This window comes from Glycomyces artemisiae, assembly GCF_003002955.1.
Lineage (GTDB): Bacteria > Actinomycetota > Actinomycetes > Mycobacteriales > Micromonosporaceae > Glycomyces > Glycomyces artemisiae.
Genome location: NZ_PVTJ01000017.1, coordinates 1 through 16,832, shown reverse-complemented (window position 1 = coordinate 16,832; position 16,832 = coordinate 1). Strand labels below are relative to the sequence as shown.

Below are 16,832 nucleotides of genomic sequence, written 5' to 3'. Positions count from 1 at the left end.
AGTCTCGGAGTGGGTCATGCCCACCCGCGCCGGCTCCCGCCGTTCGCGGCGAGGTCGGCGAGGACCTGCTCGGCGAAGACCGGATCCGACTGGATCCGCGCGATCGCGACCCGCACGACCTCGGAAGCGGCCACCTCCGGCAGCTCCAGCTGGTCGGCCGCTTGAGCGCACCACAGTTTCAGCTTCCGGTGCTCGACCGGCGCCAGGTCGACGGTGAACTTGACCGGCTTCGTCCGCGTCGACGCCGCAGCCGGCCTCGCCGCCGCGGTTGTCCGCTGGGCCGCCTTCGGCGCCGCCTTCTTGACCACCGATGGCTTACGGGACTCCGTACTTACGGAGTTACGGGCCTCAGTATCCGCAGGTGGCGGCGTCTCCTCAGTCTGCGGAATGGCCGCGACACCCGCCGCCTGGGCCGCGAGCTGCTGCGCCCGGCTCGGCTTACTCGCCATCGAGGACGGCCTCCTCTTCTCCGTCGACGGCCTTCCAGCCCCACCTGGCGAGGAACTCGTCGGCGACCGCGGCGTAGTGCTTGTCCTTGGGGACCGGTTGGCCGAAGGCCTGCGCGTACAGCTCCAGGCGCGGTACCTCGGTCGCCAGGACGATCCGCTGCTGGCCCTCCAGGGTGGCGCGGATGACCTCGGTCGAGGCCGCATTCGCCACGGTCCGGTTCAGGAGCACGACCACGTCGGGGTCGTCGTCGCGGAAGCCGGCCGCGTCGGCGATGGTGTCCCACACCGGCCCGAACCGCTTGAGCTCCATCATCGTCGGTGCCATCGGGATGAGGATGTCGGTGGCGACGCGCATCGCCGAGGCGACGATGCCCTTGTTCGCCTCCACCGGCGGGGTGTCGATGATGACGACGTCGACCGTGTCGCGGTCGATCACGTTCCAGAACTGCCGGTGCAGCGTCGCGGTCGCGAGTCCGAGGACCGGCGTCTCCAGCCCGGCCCAGTCCAGGGAGGACTGCTGGGGGTCGGCGTCGGCGATCTTGACCCGGTAGCCCTCGCGGCGGAAGGCCTCCGCCAAGAAGACGGTGCTCGTCGTCTTGGCGGTGCCCCCTTTCAAGTTGGCGGTCGTGATGACCTTCGTAGCATCCATGCCCGGATCCTAAACCCGCATGTCCGTACTCCCGTATCCCCGTAAGTACGGGCTTACGGGCCGGTCCGCGACACGCCGCTGCGCGGCCGCGCCGTCGGCGCTTGGGAGCCTGGGGCGATGAGCGAAACCCTGAACGCGGCGGTGCGGGCCCTGAACGCCGACCTGGCCGTGGCCGACAGCGAAGTGCAGCGGTGGCCCCAGTCCCCCCGCGCCTACCGGCACTGCAGCGCCCTCCTGGCCGACCTGGCCCGCGCCGCCGAAGCGGACGGCACCGAGGCCACCGCGATCGCCGTCGCGGCCCGCGTCGGTGCCGACGCCGACGCCGCCCGCGCCGCCGAGCTCTCCTCCGCGGCCCGGCGCCAACGCGCCTACACCGAGATCGTGACCGCCATCGAGCAGTCAGCGGACAGGCGGAACCAGGCGACCCCTGGCGCCGCTTCCCCCGTATCTCCGTAAGTACGGGACTCCGGAGATACGGGAACGAGCGCCAGGAGGACGCCACCGGCCCGAAAACAGATCGGTGGCCTGGGGCGACGCGAACCGCAATGAGGGCCAGGCGGACGCGGGCGACCACCGGCCCGAGCGGATCCGGGTGGGCGCAGGGGCGCCCGGCAGCGACGGCGAGGACCGTGTCGGCTCCGCGGCCGCGGCGATCCCCGGCACCGCCGGCGCCCGGCGCGACTCCGGCACCGCCCACCTCGCGGCCGACGCGGACGGCGTCCGGGACCCCCGTACCCGGACGCCGTGGCGGTCGGCGGCACCACCGCCCGACCGGGCCGGGCTACTCGCCGCCGCAAGCGTCGGCTTCGGCAAGGCCCGACCGCCGCATGATCTATCTTCGTACACGTGTTGCAAGAAGTCGAATCGAGGCCGGTCGCGTGCTGGATGGCGCGGAGCACCCGGGCCCCGCAGCACTGGCTCCAGGTGATCGTGACCCCGGCCGAGGCGGACCGGTGGCGGGTGCGCCTCCAGGCCCTCGCCGACGTCTGCGAGGAGCACGTCGTCGACGGACTCGACTACTGGGAGGCCGCCCAGGAGGTCCACGAGATCCTCGCGGCCCTCGACGCCAGCGAGGACTGGCGGATCGCGACGTGGTGGAGCGGCGGCGCGAGCGCCCCAGAAGTCCCGTAACTCCGTAAGTACGGGCTCATGGCCGCTCGTGACCTGGAGCACCGCTGCCGAAAAAGCGGACCGGCGCGGCCGGTTCCCCCTACGGCGAGGAGCGTCGCGGCCTCTAGCGTTCTCGCAGCTCAAAGCATCCCGTAACTCCGTAAGTACGGAGTTACGGGCCTAGTCTCGTGTGCCAGAATTGGTTTAGATGGAAACTGGTTTAGGTATTGACTGGTTTACGGACGGGGCGTAGGGTTGGGTGCATGACCACGGATGACTCACCCGCGATGCGCGCCCTCATGGACGCCTACGACCGCTACGACGAGGCCCGCAGCGAGGTCATCGACGCCGCGATCGACGCCAACCTCGACGGCACCGGCGCCAACGAGATCGCCCGCCGCCTGACCGGGATCCCCGGCCTCGGCCGCAACCGGCTCCTCGAACTGCTTGCCGCCGGCCGCCGTGCCGCCGCCGTTCGCGACCTCATCGCCGCCGACCGCGGCTACCGCAATCTCCACGTACGGCGCATCGACGCCGAGGTCCACCTCTCGTCCGTCATCGCCTCGCCGCTGGACGAGGACCGGGCCCGTCGCTTTTGGACAGGCCTGGCCCGCCAGGGCCTCACCGTCGTGCACTACCCCGTCGACGCGCTGACGCCGGTCGATCCCGACGCCGCCTTGGCCGCACTGACCCATCTCGATGACGTCGAAATCCTTGTTGTCGTCGACCTGCGCACCCAGCGCTGACCAGCACCAGGAGACCAAATGAGCAACCCGAACGAGACGCCCGAGACCCCTGAAGAGCAAGCCGAGCGTGTCGCGGCGAGTCTGGCCGCGTCCGGCCTGGGCCGCGCCGTCGAGGACGCCGCCGGCCGAGACCTCCCACCGGTCCGCCTGGTCCCCGACCTGGTCGACGAGCTCACCCACCCCCTGTCGTGGCTCTCCGAGGTCCTGACCGGCTGGGGCGAGGACACCCTGGAGGACGGCGAGGAGTTCGACGACCCCGCCGAGGCCGCCGCCGCGGATGCCGCCGAAGACGCCGTCGACCGGATCCTCGCGGCGATCCGCCCGACCCAGACCGACCCGCGCACCCCCTCCGAGATCCGCGTCGACGGCCGATGGGTCCCCCAGTCCACCGCCCCCGCCGGATACGCCGGGCGCCTCCTGGACGGCAACATGGAGCTCACACCCCTCCGGCTGATCGAGGGGATCACCACCGAGGACGTCGACACCGTCATCGACATCTGCGAGCGCATCATCGGCGGCCGCGGCTACCTCACCGACGCGGCGAACGAGATCGCCTCCTCCTGGAACAACAGCCCCGTCGACATCAACGAGAGCCCCACCGGCGGCGCCGACTACGCCCGCCGCGCACTCGGCATCATGCACCTGCTGGAGCGCACGCCCTACGTCGACGAGCACGCCGAGATCCTCGTGAACGCGCTGAGGCACCACGACCCGGACACCGACCTGCGCCTTACCGGTCCCCAGGCCGACGCCTACCGGGCGTGGATCCACCCCGCCCTGCGCGTCCTCGCCGGGACCACCGACGAGGACGAGGAGTCCTGACATGTCGATGCCCTGGCTGTTCCACATCACCGACCCGCAGGTGGCGAAGGCCCTCGGCCCGCACCTCCACGAGGCCGGCGGCATCGTCGTCGCCGACCCCGCCTACCTCACCGACACCCAGCGCACCGACCTGCTCCACACCGTCGGCGCCCCCGAGGGCGGCGAACTCCCGGTGACCATCCACGCCGTCGACTGGACGATGACAGTCGAGTGGGACCCCGAGAACCCCGACGAGGTCGCCGCCGACGTCCACGCCGTGGCCGAAAGGCCCGCCGAGTTCTACGACCCGGGCAACCTCCCCGAGGACATGCCCGCGCACGTCGCCGAGTTCCTCGGCCTCGAACCCGACGAAGACTGACCACACCAGCCAACCGACCCAGATCAACACCGCCAACCCGGAAGGATCACCATGACCACCACCACGGCCACTCAGACCAAGGCCCCCGCCGCCATCGACCCGGCCGCCCTCTACGCGAAGTGGACTGACGCGGCGAAGGATGTCCTCCGCCGCTACAGCAGCGCGTCGGTGAGCGAAGTCGGGAACTCCCACGCCGCGGCGCGGGCCTGGAAGGACGGCGCCGCGAACCTTTACGTCGCCGAGGACCTCGCTGCCTACCTCATCGGGCAGATGCAGGCCGAGTCCACCTCGCTCGCCGCTCGCGAGACCTACGCCGACATGCTCAACGACCTCTACCTCGCCAGCGAGGCTCCGGCCGGCGAGGTCGCCGAGCTGCGCGCGGCCCTCGTCCGCCTGGAGGCCGAGCTCGCCGAGCTCCGCGCCCGCCTCGACGGCGTCGTCACCGACTAGCGGCCCCGGCTGCGAGAAAGGAGCACCATGTTCGATACCGCGACCTACTACCAGGCCTCCTGCGGCGGGGCGGGCTGCACGGCCGCCCTGCTCGACGCGAACCTCAGCCGCTACTACAGCGACGACGAACCCGAGTCGTTCGACAGCCCCGAGCAGGCCACCGAAGCCGCGGCCGCGGCGGGGTGGGCCGTCGTCGACGGCAAGCTCCTGTGCGTCGAGTGCACGCCCGCCGACGTCGTCGCCGACGACGACCCGTGGGTGACGGTCGCGATGCTGACCGCGACCGTCTACTGGACCGTCCACTGCGAGACCTGCGCCGCCGGCTACACGGACGGCGAGAGCGGCACGGAGGTCCAGCTCTATGAGCCGGTCCTCGACCAGTGGACCCTCCAGGCCCTGGCCGACCTCGAATGGGAGGTCGTCGAGACCACCCCGGTCCAGCACGAGACCCTGTTCGGCCCCGAGGCCGCACCGGGCCGCACCTGGGCGACCACCTGCGACGACTGCGTCGCTGAAGCCGCGTTCCGCGACCGCCTCGCCGCACTCGCGGCCTGACACCGAGACGGTCCGGCCGAGTTCGCACCTCGGCCGGACCGCAGAACCCAATCCCTATCGCGCAACGATCAAGATCAGGAGACCGCATCATGTCACAGCCGCCCGTCAGCGGCGTCTTCCGCGCCGTCTGGCCCGTCGTCGACACCACGTACTCCCGCGACGAGCTCATCGCCGAAGCGCAGCTCGCCCTCGCCGGCCTCGCGGCCGCGGCCGACGTCATCGTCACCGGCCCCGCCGCCTTCGACACCACCCGCACCGGATCCGAGGTCCCCGGCTGGGAGGACTGGGACGGCTACGTCCTGGTCGCCGAGGCGCCCGCCCGCGCCCGCCGCACCCCCGACCCGGTCGCCCCGGTCGATCTGCCGACCTACATCGACTGGGTCGTGGTCGAACGCGCCCTCGCCGCCGCGGCGCCCCGCAAGCTCACCAAGATCGAGAAGAAGGCCGCCGTCGCCGACGGGATCCGCCGCGGCATGAGCTACAAGGAGCTCGCCGACCTGCTCAAGATGGGCTGGGTGACCGTCCGCGACTACGCCCAGGCCGACCCGGCCGAGTGGACGGTGGCGGCATGAACCCGGTCGGCCACGCCCGCACCGAGCGCGCCTTCGGCCTCATGAACGCCGCCGGTGCCGACGACAACGCCCTGCCCATCGCCCTCGCCGCCATCGAGGCCGAAGACCGTCTGGCCGCCGCGCGCACCGCGCTCATCGAGGACGCCGCCGCGGCCGCGATCGACGCCGAGCGCACCCGCGGCATCGGCCGCCGCGACGCCGCCTCCCGCGCCCAGCACGCCTTTGAAGCGCTCGTGCGGTTCATGGAGACCGGCGGCGCCGTCACCGACCGCCAGATCGCCCTGGAGGTCTCCCGCTTCGTGGTCGACCTCGCCGTCGACGTCCACCTCGCCCGCACCGCCGCCGACCCGATCGCCGCCAGCGAGCGCTGACCCAGACCCGGGCCCGGACGGATCCGCCGGCCGGGCCCTCCACCAGATCACCCAGCACAAAGGATGCACATGACCAGCAACGACACCCCCACCAGCGACACCGGCAACGAGGGCCAGGACCAGGGCCACGGGCAGCTCCGAGTGCCCGCCCGCGGCGAGATCCGCCTCCACCGCGCCGCGGCCTGGTCCTTCGGCCTCGCCGTCCCGGCCGTGGCCGCGATGGGCCTGGACCGCATCGCCGACTCCGGCACCGACCCCATGGAGATCCTCGCGACGGTCCTCGCCACCGTCATGACCGGCCTGTTCAGCGCCTACGCCGCCGTGGTCGCCCACCAGCTCCAGGATGACCGCGACCTCGTCGCCTACGCCGCCGACCTGGTCGCCACCCGCCGCAACCCGGTCACCGGCGAGGCCGAGATCCTCATGATCCGCCGCCGATGGGCGCCTTTCAAGGGCGCGTGGGCGTTCCCCGGCGGGCACGTCAACCGCGACGAGACCAGCCGCACGGGCGCCGCCCGCGAGGGCCTGGAGGAGACGCACCTGCCCGTCGAGGTCGACAACCTCGTGTTCGTCGACGTCTACGACGCGCCCGGACGCGACCCCCGCGGCCGCGTCGTCGGCACCGCCTGGCACGTCCACCTCACCGGCGAGGACGCCCTCGCCGAGCCCGAGGCCGACGACGACGCCGCGGCCGCCGAGTGGGTGAACATCACCGACCTCCTGGCCGGCCGACTCGGCGCGATCGCGTTCGACCACGGCACCGTCATCCGCGACACCATCGCGAAGTACCCGACCCCCGCCGCCTGATGAACGTGCGGCCCGGCCGAGCAGCCACTCGGCCGGGCCGCTGAACAGCCAATCCCGACCCGTCGAGACCAGAACCAGCAGAAAGAGACTACCCGCATGAGCAGCCAGAACAACACCACCACCACCGAGGCCCGCGAGGGCCAGGACCACGTCGCCACCGGCCCGGTGACCCTGGTGCCCGACCTCGGCGTCACCGCGGCCGACGACCACCACGCCTCGCTCCAGCTGTTCGACCTGCGCGGCACCGACCAGGTCGTCGCCGCCGTGCGGTGCGCGTGCGGATGGCGTCGCCAGTCCGACCACCCCCGCGCCGCCGTCGAAGGCGTCGACCCTGCGGAGGGCCCGTGGGTCGAACCGTGGGAGCGGCACGTCGCCCGCGCGATCGGGCTCGACGTCATCGACGACCGCGGCATCGAATGCTCCCGCATCACCTTCGGCCGCTACCCCGGCCAGGAGGAGATCCTCGCCAAGTGGCAGTGGGGCATCAGCCGCGACGGCACCCCCATCACCGCCGGCGCCCGCGACGGCGTCGCCATGGACCTCGCCTTCAAGTTCGCCGCCGAACGCGACCGGGCGCTCCAGCTGCTCGACGAGGCGACCGAGGCCGCCCACGGCCAGCTCGGCATCACCCGGACCGAACTCGACGCCCTGCGCACCGGCGCCGACGAGCTCCGCCGCGACCTCACCGCCGCCCAGGACGACTACAAGGCCGCCGTCGCCCAGTGGCACAACGCCGACGCCCTGCTCGACGAGGCGCGCGCGGACTTGGCGGCCGAGCGGAAGCACACCGACTGCGCCACCGTCGACGACCTTGAACGCACGAAGGCCGACCTGGCGACCGCCGAGACCGCCCGCGGCAAGGCCCTGGCGGCCGCGGGGAACCTGCGCCTCCAGCGCACCGTCATCATCGCGTGCGCCTCGGCCATCGTGTTGGTGCTCGTGATCGCGCTCGTCGTCACTGGCGGCTCCGGGAGCTAGGCGAAACGCCGGCGGGGCCCGCGCCCTGCCGGCGTCCGGCCGCGGGTGGCTCCCGGCCGCCGACGAGTCCAGCCACACCGAGCCCAGTCCCTCGTGCCTCGAAAACTCGGGGACCGGGCCCGGTACCTCCCGAAGGAGAGTGCCGCTATGGCGCAGCAGACCCAGCGTCCCACGATCGTCATCACCCAGGGCAACAGCACCACCATCTACGTGCCGGTCCCCGGCAAGAAGTAGCGCGACCGAGGCCGGCCCCGCACTGTCGGGGTCGGCCTCTACCATCGGATCCGGGCGCACGTGTCGCGCCCGCGCCCCAGACCGGCACCCATGCGGCCGCGTCGACCAGGGCCAAGCGAACACCGGGCGCAGACACGTCTCACCGCCGACTCTCTGGCTCGATGAGCCTCGCTGTCCGCGGTCGCATGGGGACCGCCGAGGAGCGAGACCATGACCGAGTCCACCAAGCCCGTCTCCCGCGGCGAGCAGCAGCGCGCCCGCGCCTACGCCAAGATCCAGCACGTGCCCTACGCCGAGGCGCTCCGCATCGTCCGCCGCGGCACCGACACCGCCGCGGCCCCCGACTGGGAGCCCACCCCCGCCGCCGTCGCCTCCTGGGCCGCCATGCACCACCTCGCCGAGACCGAGGCCCGCGCCGAGCTGTGCGAGGCCGAGACGAAGTGGCGCACCGCCCGCGAGAGCGACCCCTACAGCATCTACACCGGCTTCGACCGCGACGAGGCCGAAGCCGTCCGCGAGTGGGAGTACCACCGTGCCGGCCGACCGATCCGGTTGTGGGAGGCCGTGATCGAAGTGCGCGCCGCCGCGACCAGCGAGGCCGAAGCCACGCAATGCCTCACCAGCGCCTACACGCAGCGGCCGCTCCACCGCACCGTCGAGAACCACCTCATCGCCACCGAACTGCCCGACTGGGACGGCCAGGTCGCCCACCACGTCACCGAGCACACCCCCGACGCCGCCGAGGCCGCCGCCCTCGCCGCCGCCTACCCCCAGGCCGCCTTCGACGCCGACCCCGGCTCGACCGCGAACGGCTACTACTCCGACCGCCACGAGATCCACGTCCGCCACTACACCGCGGCCCTGCGCGCCCTCGCCGACGCCTCCCGCGCCGGGCGCACCCCGGCCCCGGCGGCGCCGCCGGCCGCGCGCGTCGACGCCCAGCTGCGGTTCTGGAAGGCCCGGTGGCAGGTCGAGTTCCTCGCCGCAGGCGAAGCCGACGCCCGCTCCCGCGTCCAGGCCCTGGCCGCGACCCTCCCCGCCCCGACCGCCGTCGACGGCCTCCAGCCCCACCCGCGCTTCGGCACCGGCCACGAAGCGATCGACGCGCGCGACGCCGCCGAAGGCCTGTGGGCGGACTACGAGGCCGGCCCCGGCGCCGACACCGGAGAGCGCCTGGCCGCACACCTGGAGGCGTGCGCGGCCGCGGCCGAGGAGCAGTTCGCCGCCGGCCGGGCCGAGGCCGCCGCCTTCGAGGCCCGTCTCCACACCCAGCCAGACGGGACCCGCACCCTCTCCACGGTCGACGCGCTCGACGACGTCCGCGCCGCCGCCCGCGACCTCGCCCGGGGTAAGAACCGCGCCGAACTGCTCAAGATGGCCGAGGAGAAGGAGTACCTGGCCCGCCGCTTTTATGGCAAGAGCGTCGCCACCGACGGCGGCGAGATGCGTATCGAGCGCCTTGAGGCGGCCGCCGCCCTCTGGCGGGCCATGGCCGAGCGCGCCCCCGCACCGGAGGTGCCCGCCCGCTGCCAGAGCTGCCCGAACTGGAGCGCCACCCTGCCCTGCTGCTGCTAACGGCGAGCCACGGCCCCGGACCGCTGAGCGGTCCGGGGCCGTGGTGTGTGCAGGTCAGACGGCGAGGACGACGGCGGCCGCGGCCGCGAGCGCCGCGGCGCCGGTCAGGCCGAGCGCCCACCGCGTCAAGCGGAACTTCCGGCGCGTGATCGCCTTCAGGCTCGCCAGCTCGGCCGAGCGGTCCTCCGCCGCGGCCGCCGGGTCGTCGACGTGTCGCGCGGCCGCGGCGCGCAGGAGCGCGGGTTCGACGGCCGCGCCGCGGCGGATCCTCGGCCACACCGCCAGTCCCAGCAGGACGAGCGCGGCCGCCGCGAGCGCCGCGGCACTCCAGCCGGGGACGGCTGCCGCCGACGGCAGCTTTGCGAAGGCTCCGGCGACGGTTGCGGCCGCGACCGTGGGGACGAGCCCCGCGGCGGCGAGGCCGGCCTTGTGGTCGGCGGCGCGGTGCGCCTCCCGCTCGTCGCGGATCCAGGCGTCGAGCACGTCCAGGACCACGGCGTCGCCGTCGACGCCGGACTCGACCGGGGTGTGGTGGCAGTGGGTGCGATGAACTTCGATCAGGGGCACCGGGGCCTCCCTCGGGGTGCGGGTGGGGGAGCCTCGCGGCTCCCCCACCGTGGTGGATCAGGCGTAGTGCTTGGGGTTCATCTCGGACTCGGGGACGACCTGGTTAGAGCCTGCGCAGACGTGGGGGACCGGGCGTCCGGCGACGACCATGCCCTTCGAGTCGCAGCGGGGGCAGCGGCGGTCGGCGAGGATCTCGGGGTCGACCGGGCGGCGCTGCTCGGCCTCCCACGCGGCGAGCTCGGCGGCCGCCTTCGCGCGGAACGCGTCGAGGGCCTGGGGGCCGGCCGCGGCGGCGGCGAGCTCGTCGGCCTCCATGACCGAGGCGTCGGGGATCAGGCCCCGCCAGAGGATGTCCTCGTCCAGGCCGATGCAGTCGCCGTAGATGCCGTCGCCCCACAGCGGCCCCTCGCCCTCGGACCACAGCTCGCCGGTGGTGTTCACCAGCAGCTCCAGGTAGGCGCGGTACGCGCCGTCGCGGTTGTCGTGGACGGTCGCGGTCCGCTCGACGTGCTCGTAGTCGCCGCCGTCGAACCGCTCCGAGTAGACGAGCCACTTGCCGCGGACCAGGGTCGCGCCGATCGTGACGTTGTAGGGCCGGTCGTCGTGCGTCTCCACGGTGCCGAAGGAGTCCATCTGTTCGCCCTCGATCAGCTCCCAGGCCTCCTCCAGGTCCTCGGCCTCGGGGAACATGCTCTCGATCGTGGCCTGCCCGACCGTGGCCATGGTCCGTGCGGCGTCGCCGATGGCCATGCCCGTGACGATCAGGTGGCGGATCGCCTCGGCGCGGGACATCCCGCGGGCCGTCGCCCAGGCGTCGAGCTCGCCGACGAGCGCGTCGCCGAGGCGGACGTGGACCGCGCCGCCGACTGCGGGGCGACCGACCGAGTTGGTGTTCGTCATGGGATGCCTCCAAGTAATTTCCGATATCGCTTATTCCAAGATAGGCCCCCTCTCTGTCGCTGTCAATAAACGATATCGTTTTTCCCAAGATCTTTTTATGGCACCCTTCATCAAGATCAACTTCTAATGCACTCAGGTATCTTCGATACCCCGCTGACGCGGGCGGGGTGTTGCCCCGGCCGGGGCAACACCGAGGCAACAGGCACTGTGGACGGACGGGGGTGGTGCGGGTGGCGTGGGTGACGACGCTGGGTCCGGACGCGGCGCAGGTGGAGTACCGGCTGTCGGAGTCGGCCGGGTGCGCCGTCGAGGTCGTCGCCGACGCCCAGGCCGACTACCGCCTGGACGAGTCCCAGACGGTCCTGGAGTGGGTCGGTGGCGGCCTCGCCGAGGTCGGTATCGAGGCCGGGACGCCCCTGGAAGGCGAGGAGGCCAAGGCCGCCGCGAGAGCGCTCATGGACGGGGCCGACCCGTCCACCGGCGAGGCCCTCGTGTCGCTCAAGAAAGCCGTGGACCCGCGCGCGAAGCTCGCCTCCCAGCCGCTCGTCGACGCGATCGCGGCCGCGGCCGCCGAAGCCGGGATCGAGCCGAAGGAGCTGTTCGAGGACCCCCGGCGGGCGGCCGAGTTCGGGCGGCTCGCCCGCGGCGTCGCCCGGAACGAGGACCGCCACTTCGCGAGCATCACCCTTCTGTCTCGCGTCGCCGCGGCCGCCGGGATCGACCTCGACGTCGTCTACGGCGAGGCGAAGGTCGCCGAGGCCCACAAGCACCAGGCGAAGCGCGTGACGGTCGGGAACCGCGGCTACGACCTCGTGGTGGACGTCCCGAAGTCGTACTCGGTGTTGCAGGCGATCGCGCCCGAGGAGCTCGCGCAGCAGCTCGACGCGATCTTCAGGGAGTCGGTGCGGGAGACCGTGGGCGCGGTGGAGACCTGGGCGGCCTGGGGGCAGCGCGGCCACCACGGCGGCGGGCGCACCGCCGACCGGATCGAGTCCTCCGGCGTGCTCGGCTGGTCGATGACCCACTACACGGCGCGGCCCGTCGACGGGGCGATGCCCGACCCGCACCTCCACGCGCACCTGACGATCGCCAACATGATCCGCGGCAAGGACGGCCGCTGGTCGGCCCTCGGCGCCGGCGGCCGCGACCTCCACCGGCACGCGGTCGCCGCGAACGCGTTCCTGGAGGCGCGCGTGCGCTCGCGCACGAGCACGGAGCTGGGGATCGCGTGGGTCCAGGACGAGCGCACCGGCGCCTGGGAAGTCGCCGCCGTCCCGCGCCAGCTGCGCGAGGCGTTCTCCAAGCGGCACGCCCAGATCGCACCCGTCCAGGACGCGTCCGACAAGACGCTCACCCCCGCGGTGCGCAACGCGATCGCCGAGGCCTCCCGCGAGGGCAAGAACACCGCGTCGCTCGCCGAGCTGCGCGAGGACTGGCGCGACCAGGCGCGAGCGGCCGGGTTCGACCCCGACCGCCTTGCCGCCGCCGCGGTCCCCGAGGTCCCCGCGGCCTTCCGCTCGCTCCAGGCCGCGTTCCCGGTCCGTGAGGCCGGCCCCGACGTCGAGGCCATCGCGGCCGCCGTCTGGCATCCCGGCACCGGCTTGTGCGCGCACCGCAAGGTCGTCAGTCGCGCCGACGTCCTGGCCGCCGTCGCCGATCAGACCGAACACGGCGTCGCCGACCTTGCCGCGCTTGGTGCCCTGGCCGACCGCGTGCTCGCCGTCCCCGGTTACGCGGTCCGCATGGACGCCGACCTGCCCGGCACGCTCTCCAGCCCCCAGCGCTACACCCAGGCCGACATCGTCGCGGCCGAGCAGACGATCCTCGCCGCCGCGCGGACGCGCATGAACCAGAACATCGCCGTGGTCGACGGCGAGCTCGTCGACGCCGCCATCGCGACCTTCGAGGCCGGGGCCGGGTTCGCGTTGAGCCCCGAGCAGCGGGCCGTGGTCGAGCGGCTGGCGACCGCCGGGCACGGCGTCGACGCCGTCATCGGCGTCGCCGGATCGGGCAAGACGACCCTGATGGAGGCCCTCGCCTCCGCGCACGCGGCGGCCGGTCACGTCGTCGCCGGCGCGTCCACCGCGGCGATCGCGGCGCAGCACCTCCAGGCCGAGACCGGGATCCCCGCGATGACGATCGCCTCGTGGCTCGGCCGGATCGAGGCCGGGCCGGGCCTCGCCGGCGTCGACGTCCTCGTGGTCGACGAGGCCGCGATGGTCGACGACCGCCAGGCCGCCCGCCTGGTCGACGCTGCCGGGCGAAGCGGCACGCAGATCATCGGCATCGGCGACCCGCTCCAGCTCCGCTCCCCGGGCGTGGGCGGGACCTTCAAGGATGTGCACGAGCTCGTCGACGGACTCACCCTCACCGACAACCGCCGGCAGCGCCACGAGACCGAGGTCGCCGCCCTCGCGCGGTGGCGCGAGGGGGACCGCCGCGCCGTCTTCGACGCCCTCTCCGACCGCGACGCCGTCCACGCCGAGGCCCGCCTGGACGGGGTGTGGGAGGCGATGATCGGCTCCTGGTGGGCCACCGTCCGCGACGTGCGCGACCCGCACGAGCGCCTGCGCCAGCACCTCATGATCGCCGCGACCAACGCGGACGTGACGACGCTCAACGCTGCGGCGCAGGCGATCCGCATCGCCGAAGGCGAGCTCGACCCCGCCGCTGGGCGCGACTACCGGATCGAGGGCGGCGCCCTCGTCCACCTCCACGTCGGCGACGTCGTCGCCGCCAGGGCGAACGACTACTCGGCCGGGTTGCTGAACGGGAACCGCGGCGTCGTCACCGGCATCGGCGAGGACGGGACGCTCACCGTCGAGATCCTCCAGGCCGGCCCTGACGGGCCCGTCCCGGTCCCCAAGACCGTGCGCGAGCAGTACGTGCGGTTCGGGGACCTCACCCTCGGCTACGCGCTCACCGGGCACCGCGCCCAGGGCCAGAGTGCCGAGACCGTCCACGCGTCCCTGACCGGCATGGACGCCCACGCCGCCTACTCCGTTCTCACCCGCCACCGTGAACGGGTCGACGTCTGGCTCGCCGCCGACGTCCTGGAGGACGACGCCGCGCGCGCCCGCCTTGGTGAGCCCGCCGACGACACCGAGCGGGCCCGCCGCGCCGTCGACGCCTACCTGGAGCACCTGGACCGGCCCGAGCCCGACGGCCTCGCCGTCGCGGGGCTCGCCGAGCACGCCCGGCTCCTGGAGCACCGCCGCACTGACGCGAAGCGGCCCATCGGCGACAAGATCGCCGAAGCCCGCGAGCGGGCCGCGGCCGCGCGCGAACTCTTCGGCGGCGAGACCGAGGCGGCCGTCGAACCCGCGGCCGCCGACGTCGACGTCGCGGCGGTACGACCGTGGCAGGACCTGGACACCCGCGAGCTGTACCGGGCCGCCGTCGCGGCCGCCCGCGGCGTCAAGAAGGCCGAGGAGCGCCTGGACCACGCCCGCGAGTACCAGGCCTGGTACGAGGGCGACCTCAACCGGGCCCGGCTCGACCGGGCCGACGCCGAGGACGGCCAGGGCCCGGCCGTCGCCCGCCTGGAGCAGCAGCGCGAACACCTCGCGGCCGCCGCCGGCCACGCCCGCGACATCGTCGAGCACATCGCCCGGTACCAGACCGCGCGCCAGGCCGAGACCGAGGCCGACCGCACCGCCAAGGACGCCCGGCTCCGGGCCGCCGAGAACCCGATCAAGCTCAGGATCCAAGGCACCTCACGGAACGAGCAGCGCGAGATCGTCCAGGACGCCATCGCGGCCGCGCGCGCCGCCGCCGCCGAGCAGCAGGGCGCCGGCGACCGGATCCGCGCCTCCCAGAACGCGCTCGGCATGGCCCTGCGCGACCTGCCCCGCGGCACCGGCGGGACCGACTTCCGGCCCGACCCCGCCAAGGTTCTTACCGCCCACGAGGACTTGGAGACGCACTGGGAGGACCGCCGCGCCGAGGCCGTCCAGGAGGACGTCGCAGCCGTGCGCGAGCCCGACGCCCCGCGCACCACCATCGCGGCCGCGACCACCCGCGTCGCGAACGCCAAGACCAAGCAGCAGGGCCTGGCCGCCGAGCTCGCCCACCGGGCAGCCACACCCGAAGGCGAGCAGGAGATCGCCGCCGCGAGGTCCGAGCTCCAGGCCGAAGTCCGCGCCGCGCAGCGTGCCCGCGCCGAGGCGCAGCGCCAGGCCGAGCAGGAGGCGCGGATCCACCCGCCCAGCTACGACCACTACCCCAGGCCCGACAACGGCCCCTCGATGGGCATGAGCCGCTAGCGGCCCGACGGGCCCTGCGGGGATATACACACGTATATATTCGGGCTTCGGGTCAGCGCGGGTGCGCGGGCGCTGACCTGCCCGAACGGAGGGTGCGCGCCCCGCATCGACTGGACGGGGCCGTGGATGCCCTGTTGGATGCCCCAGCTTGGATCCCTGCATGTGGACGGGTCCTTGGTGGCCGTATCGCACTTCAAGAATCGATACGGTTGTACATCGGTACCGAGGCAATCCGCCGTCGTGCAGGCAGCGGCCGCTACTGGCGTTCGGCGGGTCCGGCGGCGATGAGGAGCCTCGCGGCCAGGCGCACCACGCCGATGCGGAACTGTCCCAGGCTCACGTCCCGGCGCGGGTCCGGGTCGGCGTAGCTGCGGGAGAGCTCGCGCAGGAAGTCGACGACGCGGGCGAAGTCGGCGTCGCTCGGATCCGCGGCGTCGACCCCGGTGATGTCGGCGGCTTCGGCGGCGAGGGAGCGGGCGTAGGCACGCTGCTCGTCGAGGCTGAGCCCGTAGGGCCAGTCGGCCAGGCGCCGGCCGATCATCCGCGAGAGCGCCGCGGTGGTCTCGCTCCGGGCCGGATCGGGAGTCCACCCCGGCAGGCGGACGAGGTTCTCCAGGCCGTCCTCGGCCCACCGCAGCTGCTGGAGGCGGCTGGCCTCGTCGCCGAGGCCGGGGTCGGAGGCTTCACCGAGCCGTTCGGCGACGACCTCGACCGCGTTCCGGTACTCGTTGAGGACCGGCTCCTTCGGATCGGCCAGCGTCAGCGCGAGCATGTCGAGGTAGGTCAGGGTCGGCAGCAGCGTGTAGGTCTCAGCGCCGAACTCGAACACCACGTTGCGTGCGACATCGCCTGTGCCGCGGGCAAACGCGCACTGCTTGGCCTTGGGCTTGGCGACCGGCCACTGCTCCAGCCGCTGGCGCAGCTTGATCGCCACCATCAAGCCGACCCTCCGGTCGAGCTCACCTTCGGGAACCCACTCGGGGCGTTTGAAGATCGACATGGGCACCAGTGTGCCAGCCACCTGTCCGGCCCGCTCGCCTCGGATCACTCAGCGTTCGTAGCCTGTCCGCCTCCTGAAGCGAGTACAGATAAGCGTTGCCCGGCGGCGCCCCGGCAGCGAAGCTGGAAGGGGAAGCCCTCGCGTAGCCCGTTCTCCGACCGTTGGTGCGGGACGAGAAAGGCGCGGGTCGCTGTTGCCGCAGCACCCGCGCCAGACCCCGCGGCCGCGACCCTCGTCGGCGGGCGCCGCGGTGCTTGTCCGGCAAATGGTCGCTTCGCGGATCCGGACCGGCGCCGCCGGCGGCGGCCCCGAACCCGCTCCCAGCCGTCCGACAATCCCGTCCGTCTGGAACGATGTCCAACAACCAACCGCGACCCGTTTCCCAGACACAGAGGGAGCCCATGGCGCTCATCGGCCTCGTCCG

At 73.1% G+C, this 16,832-nt stretch carries 19 protein-coding genes; 14 read left to right on the top strand and 5 right to left on the bottom strand.

Annotated features, from left to right (window positions below):
• Positions 1 to 14 precede the first annotated feature (14 nt).
• Both B0I28_RS26405 and B0I28_RS26400 read right to left on the bottom strand, forming a co-directional pair.
• A complete protein-coding gene (locus B0I28_RS26405; RefSeq protein WP_146148259.1) occupies positions 15 to 449 on the bottom strand; it encodes a hypothetical protein in 435 nt (144 codons plus the stop codon).
• The gene (locus B0I28_RS26400) at positions 439 to 1,098 is read right to left on the bottom strand and encodes a ParA family protein (protein WP_106366866.1); all 660 of its coding nucleotides are present in this window, start codon (positions 1,096 to 1,098) and stop codon (positions 439 to 441) included. Before B0I28_RS26400 ends, B0I28_RS26405 begins: the two co-directional genes overlap by 11 nt.
• A 117-nt stretch (positions 1,099 to 1,215) precedes the next feature.
• Between B0I28_RS26400 and B0I28_RS26395 the strand changes: the two genes are divergently transcribed.
• From B0I28_RS26395 to B0I28_RS26340, 13 genes are all read left to right on the top strand, one after another.
• A complete protein-coding gene (locus B0I28_RS26395) occupies positions 1,216 to 1,554 on the top strand; it encodes a hypothetical protein (protein ID WP_106366865.1) in 339 nt (112 codons plus the stop codon).
• Positions 1,555 to 1,944: 390 nt separating this feature from the next.
• Entirely contained in the window at positions 1,945 to 2,229 is a 285-nt protein-coding gene (locus tag B0I28_RS26390) for a hypothetical protein (protein ID WP_146148258.1), read from the top strand.
• A 242-nt stretch (positions 2,230 to 2,471) separates the two neighbouring features.
• A complete protein-coding gene (locus tag B0I28_RS26385) occupies positions 2,472 to 2,954 on the top strand; it encodes a hypothetical protein (RefSeq protein ID WP_146148257.1) in 483 nt (160 codons plus the stop codon).
• 18 nt (positions 2,955 to 2,972) lie between these two features.
• Positions 2,973 to 3,776, top strand: coding sequence for a hypothetical protein (locus B0I28_RS26380; protein WP_106366862.1), 804 nt, complete (start codon positions 2,973 to 2,975; stop codon positions 3,774 to 3,776).
• A gap of 1 nt (position 3,777) precedes the next feature.
• A complete protein-coding gene (locus tag B0I28_RS26375; RefSeq protein WP_106366861.1) occupies positions 3,778 to 4,134 on the top strand; it encodes a hypothetical protein in 357 nt (118 codons plus the stop codon).
• Between the two features lie 51 nt (positions 4,135 to 4,185).
• Positions 4,186 to 4,584, top strand: a complete 399-nt coding sequence (locus B0I28_RS26370) for a hypothetical protein (RefSeq protein WP_106366860.1) — start codon at positions 4,186 to 4,188, stop codon at positions 4,582 to 4,584.
• 27 nt (positions 4,585 to 4,611) lie between these two features.
• A complete protein-coding gene (locus tag B0I28_RS26365) occupies positions 4,612 to 5,139 on the top strand; it encodes a hypothetical protein (protein WP_106366859.1) in 528 nt (175 codons plus the stop codon).
• Positions 5,140 to 5,228: 89 nt separating this feature from the next.
• Positions 5,229 to 5,711, top strand: a complete 483-nt coding sequence (locus B0I28_RS26360; protein ID WP_106366858.1) for a hypothetical protein — start codon at positions 5,229 to 5,231, stop codon at positions 5,709 to 5,711.
• The gene (locus B0I28_RS26355) at positions 5,708 to 6,082 is read left to right on the top strand and encodes a hypothetical protein (protein ID WP_106366857.1); all 375 of its coding nucleotides are present in this window, start codon (positions 5,708 to 5,710) and stop codon (positions 6,080 to 6,082) included. Before B0I28_RS26360 ends, B0I28_RS26355 begins: the two co-directional genes overlap by 4 nt.
• Positions 6,083 to 6,151: 69 nt before the next feature.
• Positions 6,152 to 6,889: an NUDIX domain-containing protein gene (locus B0I28_RS26350; protein ID WP_219927007.1), complete on the top strand. Its 738-nt coding sequence runs from the start codon at positions 6,152 to 6,154 to the stop codon at positions 6,887 to 6,889.
• 96 nt (positions 6,890 to 6,985) lie between these two features.
• Positions 6,986 to 7,867: an HlyD family secretion protein gene (locus tag B0I28_RS26345; protein ID WP_106366856.1), complete on the top strand. Its 882-nt coding sequence runs from the start codon at positions 6,986 to 6,988 to the stop codon at positions 7,865 to 7,867.
• A 93-nt stretch (positions 7,868 to 7,960) separates the two neighbouring features.
• Positions 7,961 to 8,101, top strand: coding sequence for a hypothetical protein (locus tag B0I28_RS27540; RefSeq protein WP_181245986.1), 141 nt, complete (start codon positions 7,961 to 7,963; stop codon positions 8,099 to 8,101).
• A 210-nt stretch (positions 8,102 to 8,311) separates the two neighbouring features.
• Positions 8,312 to 9,676 (top strand): hypothetical protein, encoded by a 1,365-nt coding sequence (locus tag B0I28_RS26340; RefSeq protein WP_106366855.1) that lies wholly within the window; start codon positions 8,312 to 8,314, stop codon positions 9,674 to 9,676.
• 54 nt (positions 9,677 to 9,730) lie between these two features.
• Here B0I28_RS26340 and B0I28_RS26335 read toward each other — a convergent pair whose 3' ends face one another.
• On the bottom strand, positions 9,731 to 10,243 hold the full coding sequence (locus tag B0I28_RS26335) for a Pycsar system effector family protein (protein ID WP_106366854.1): 513 nt from the start codon (positions 10,241 to 10,243) through the stop codon (positions 9,731 to 9,733).
• Between the two features lie 57 nt (positions 10,244 to 10,300).
• The gene (locus tag B0I28_RS26330) at positions 10,301 to 11,143 is read right to left on the bottom strand and encodes a ribbon-helix-helix domain-containing protein (protein WP_106366853.1); all 843 of its coding nucleotides are present in this window, start codon (positions 11,141 to 11,143) and stop codon (positions 10,301 to 10,303) included.
• A 239-nt stretch (positions 11,144 to 11,382) separates the two neighbouring features.
• Here B0I28_RS26330 and mobF point away from each other — a divergent pair, with 239 nt between their 5' ends.
• Positions 11,383 to 15,408 (top strand): MobF family relaxase, encoded by a 4,026-nt coding sequence (mobF, locus tag B0I28_RS26325; protein ID WP_146148256.1) that lies wholly within the window; start codon positions 11,383 to 11,385, stop codon positions 15,406 to 15,408.
• A 256-nt stretch (positions 15,409 to 15,664) separates the two neighbouring features.
• On the opposite strand, the gene B0I28_RS26320 is transcribed toward mobF, so the two are convergent.
• A complete protein-coding gene (locus B0I28_RS26320; protein WP_106366851.1) occupies positions 15,665 to 16,408 on the bottom strand; it encodes a hypothetical protein in 744 nt (247 codons plus the stop codon).
• Positions 16,409 to 16,832: the final 424 nt, after the last annotated feature.

What these genes read in the sequence shown, in the direction of transcription:
- B0I28_RS26405 (WP_146148259.1), bottom strand. Translation starts at nt 449, where the DNA reads ATGGCGAGTAAGCCGAGCCGGGCGCAGCAGCTCGCGGCCCAGGCGGCG.
- B0I28_RS26400 (WP_106366866.1), bottom strand. Translation starts at nt 1,098, where the DNA reads ATGGATGCTACGAAGGTCATCACGACCGCCAACTTGAAAGGGGGCACC.
- B0I28_RS26395 (WP_106366865.1), top strand. Translation starts at nt 1,216, where the DNA reads ATGAGCGAAACCCTGAACGCGGCGGTGCGGGCCCTGAACGCCGACCTG.
- B0I28_RS26385 (WP_146148257.1), top strand. Translation starts at nt 2,472, where the DNA reads ATGACCACGGATGACTCACCCGCGATGCGCGCCCTCATGGACGCCTAC.
- B0I28_RS26380 (WP_106366862.1), top strand. Translation starts at nt 2,973, where the DNA reads ATGAGCAACCCGAACGAGACGCCCGAGACCCCTGAAGAGCAAGCCGAG.
- B0I28_RS26375 (WP_106366861.1), top strand. Translation starts at nt 3,778, where the DNA reads ATGTCGATGCCCTGGCTGTTCCACATCACCGACCCGCAGGTGGCGAAG.
- B0I28_RS26370 (WP_106366860.1), top strand. Translation starts at nt 4,186, where the DNA reads ATGACCACCACCACGGCCACTCAGACCAAGGCCCCCGCCGCCATCGAC.
- B0I28_RS26365 (WP_106366859.1), top strand. Translation starts at nt 4,612, where the DNA reads ATGTTCGATACCGCGACCTACTACCAGGCCTCCTGCGGCGGGGCGGGC.
- B0I28_RS26360 (WP_106366858.1), top strand. Translation starts at nt 5,229, where the DNA reads ATGTCACAGCCGCCCGTCAGCGGCGTCTTCCGCGCCGTCTGGCCCGTC.
- B0I28_RS26355 (WP_106366857.1), top strand. Translation starts at nt 5,708, where the DNA reads ATGAACCCGGTCGGCCACGCCCGCACCGAGCGCGCCTTCGGCCTCATG.
- B0I28_RS26350 (WP_219927007.1), top strand. Translation starts at nt 6,152, where the DNA reads ATGACCAGCAACGACACCCCCACCAGCGACACCGGCAACGAGGGCCAG.
- B0I28_RS26345 (WP_106366856.1), top strand. Translation starts at nt 6,986, where the DNA reads ATGAGCAGCCAGAACAACACCACCACCACCGAGGCCCGCGAGGGCCAG.
- B0I28_RS26340 (WP_106366855.1), top strand. Translation starts at nt 8,312, where the DNA reads ATGACCGAGTCCACCAAGCCCGTCTCCCGCGGCGAGCAGCAGCGCGCC.
- B0I28_RS26330 (WP_106366853.1), bottom strand. Translation starts at nt 11,143, where the DNA reads ATGACGAACACCAACTCGGTCGGTCGCCCCGCAGTCGGCGGCGCGGTC.
- B0I28_RS26320 (WP_106366851.1), bottom strand. Translation starts at nt 16,408, where the DNA reads ATGTCGATCTTCAAACGCCCCGAGTGGGTTCCCGAAGGTGAGCTCGAC.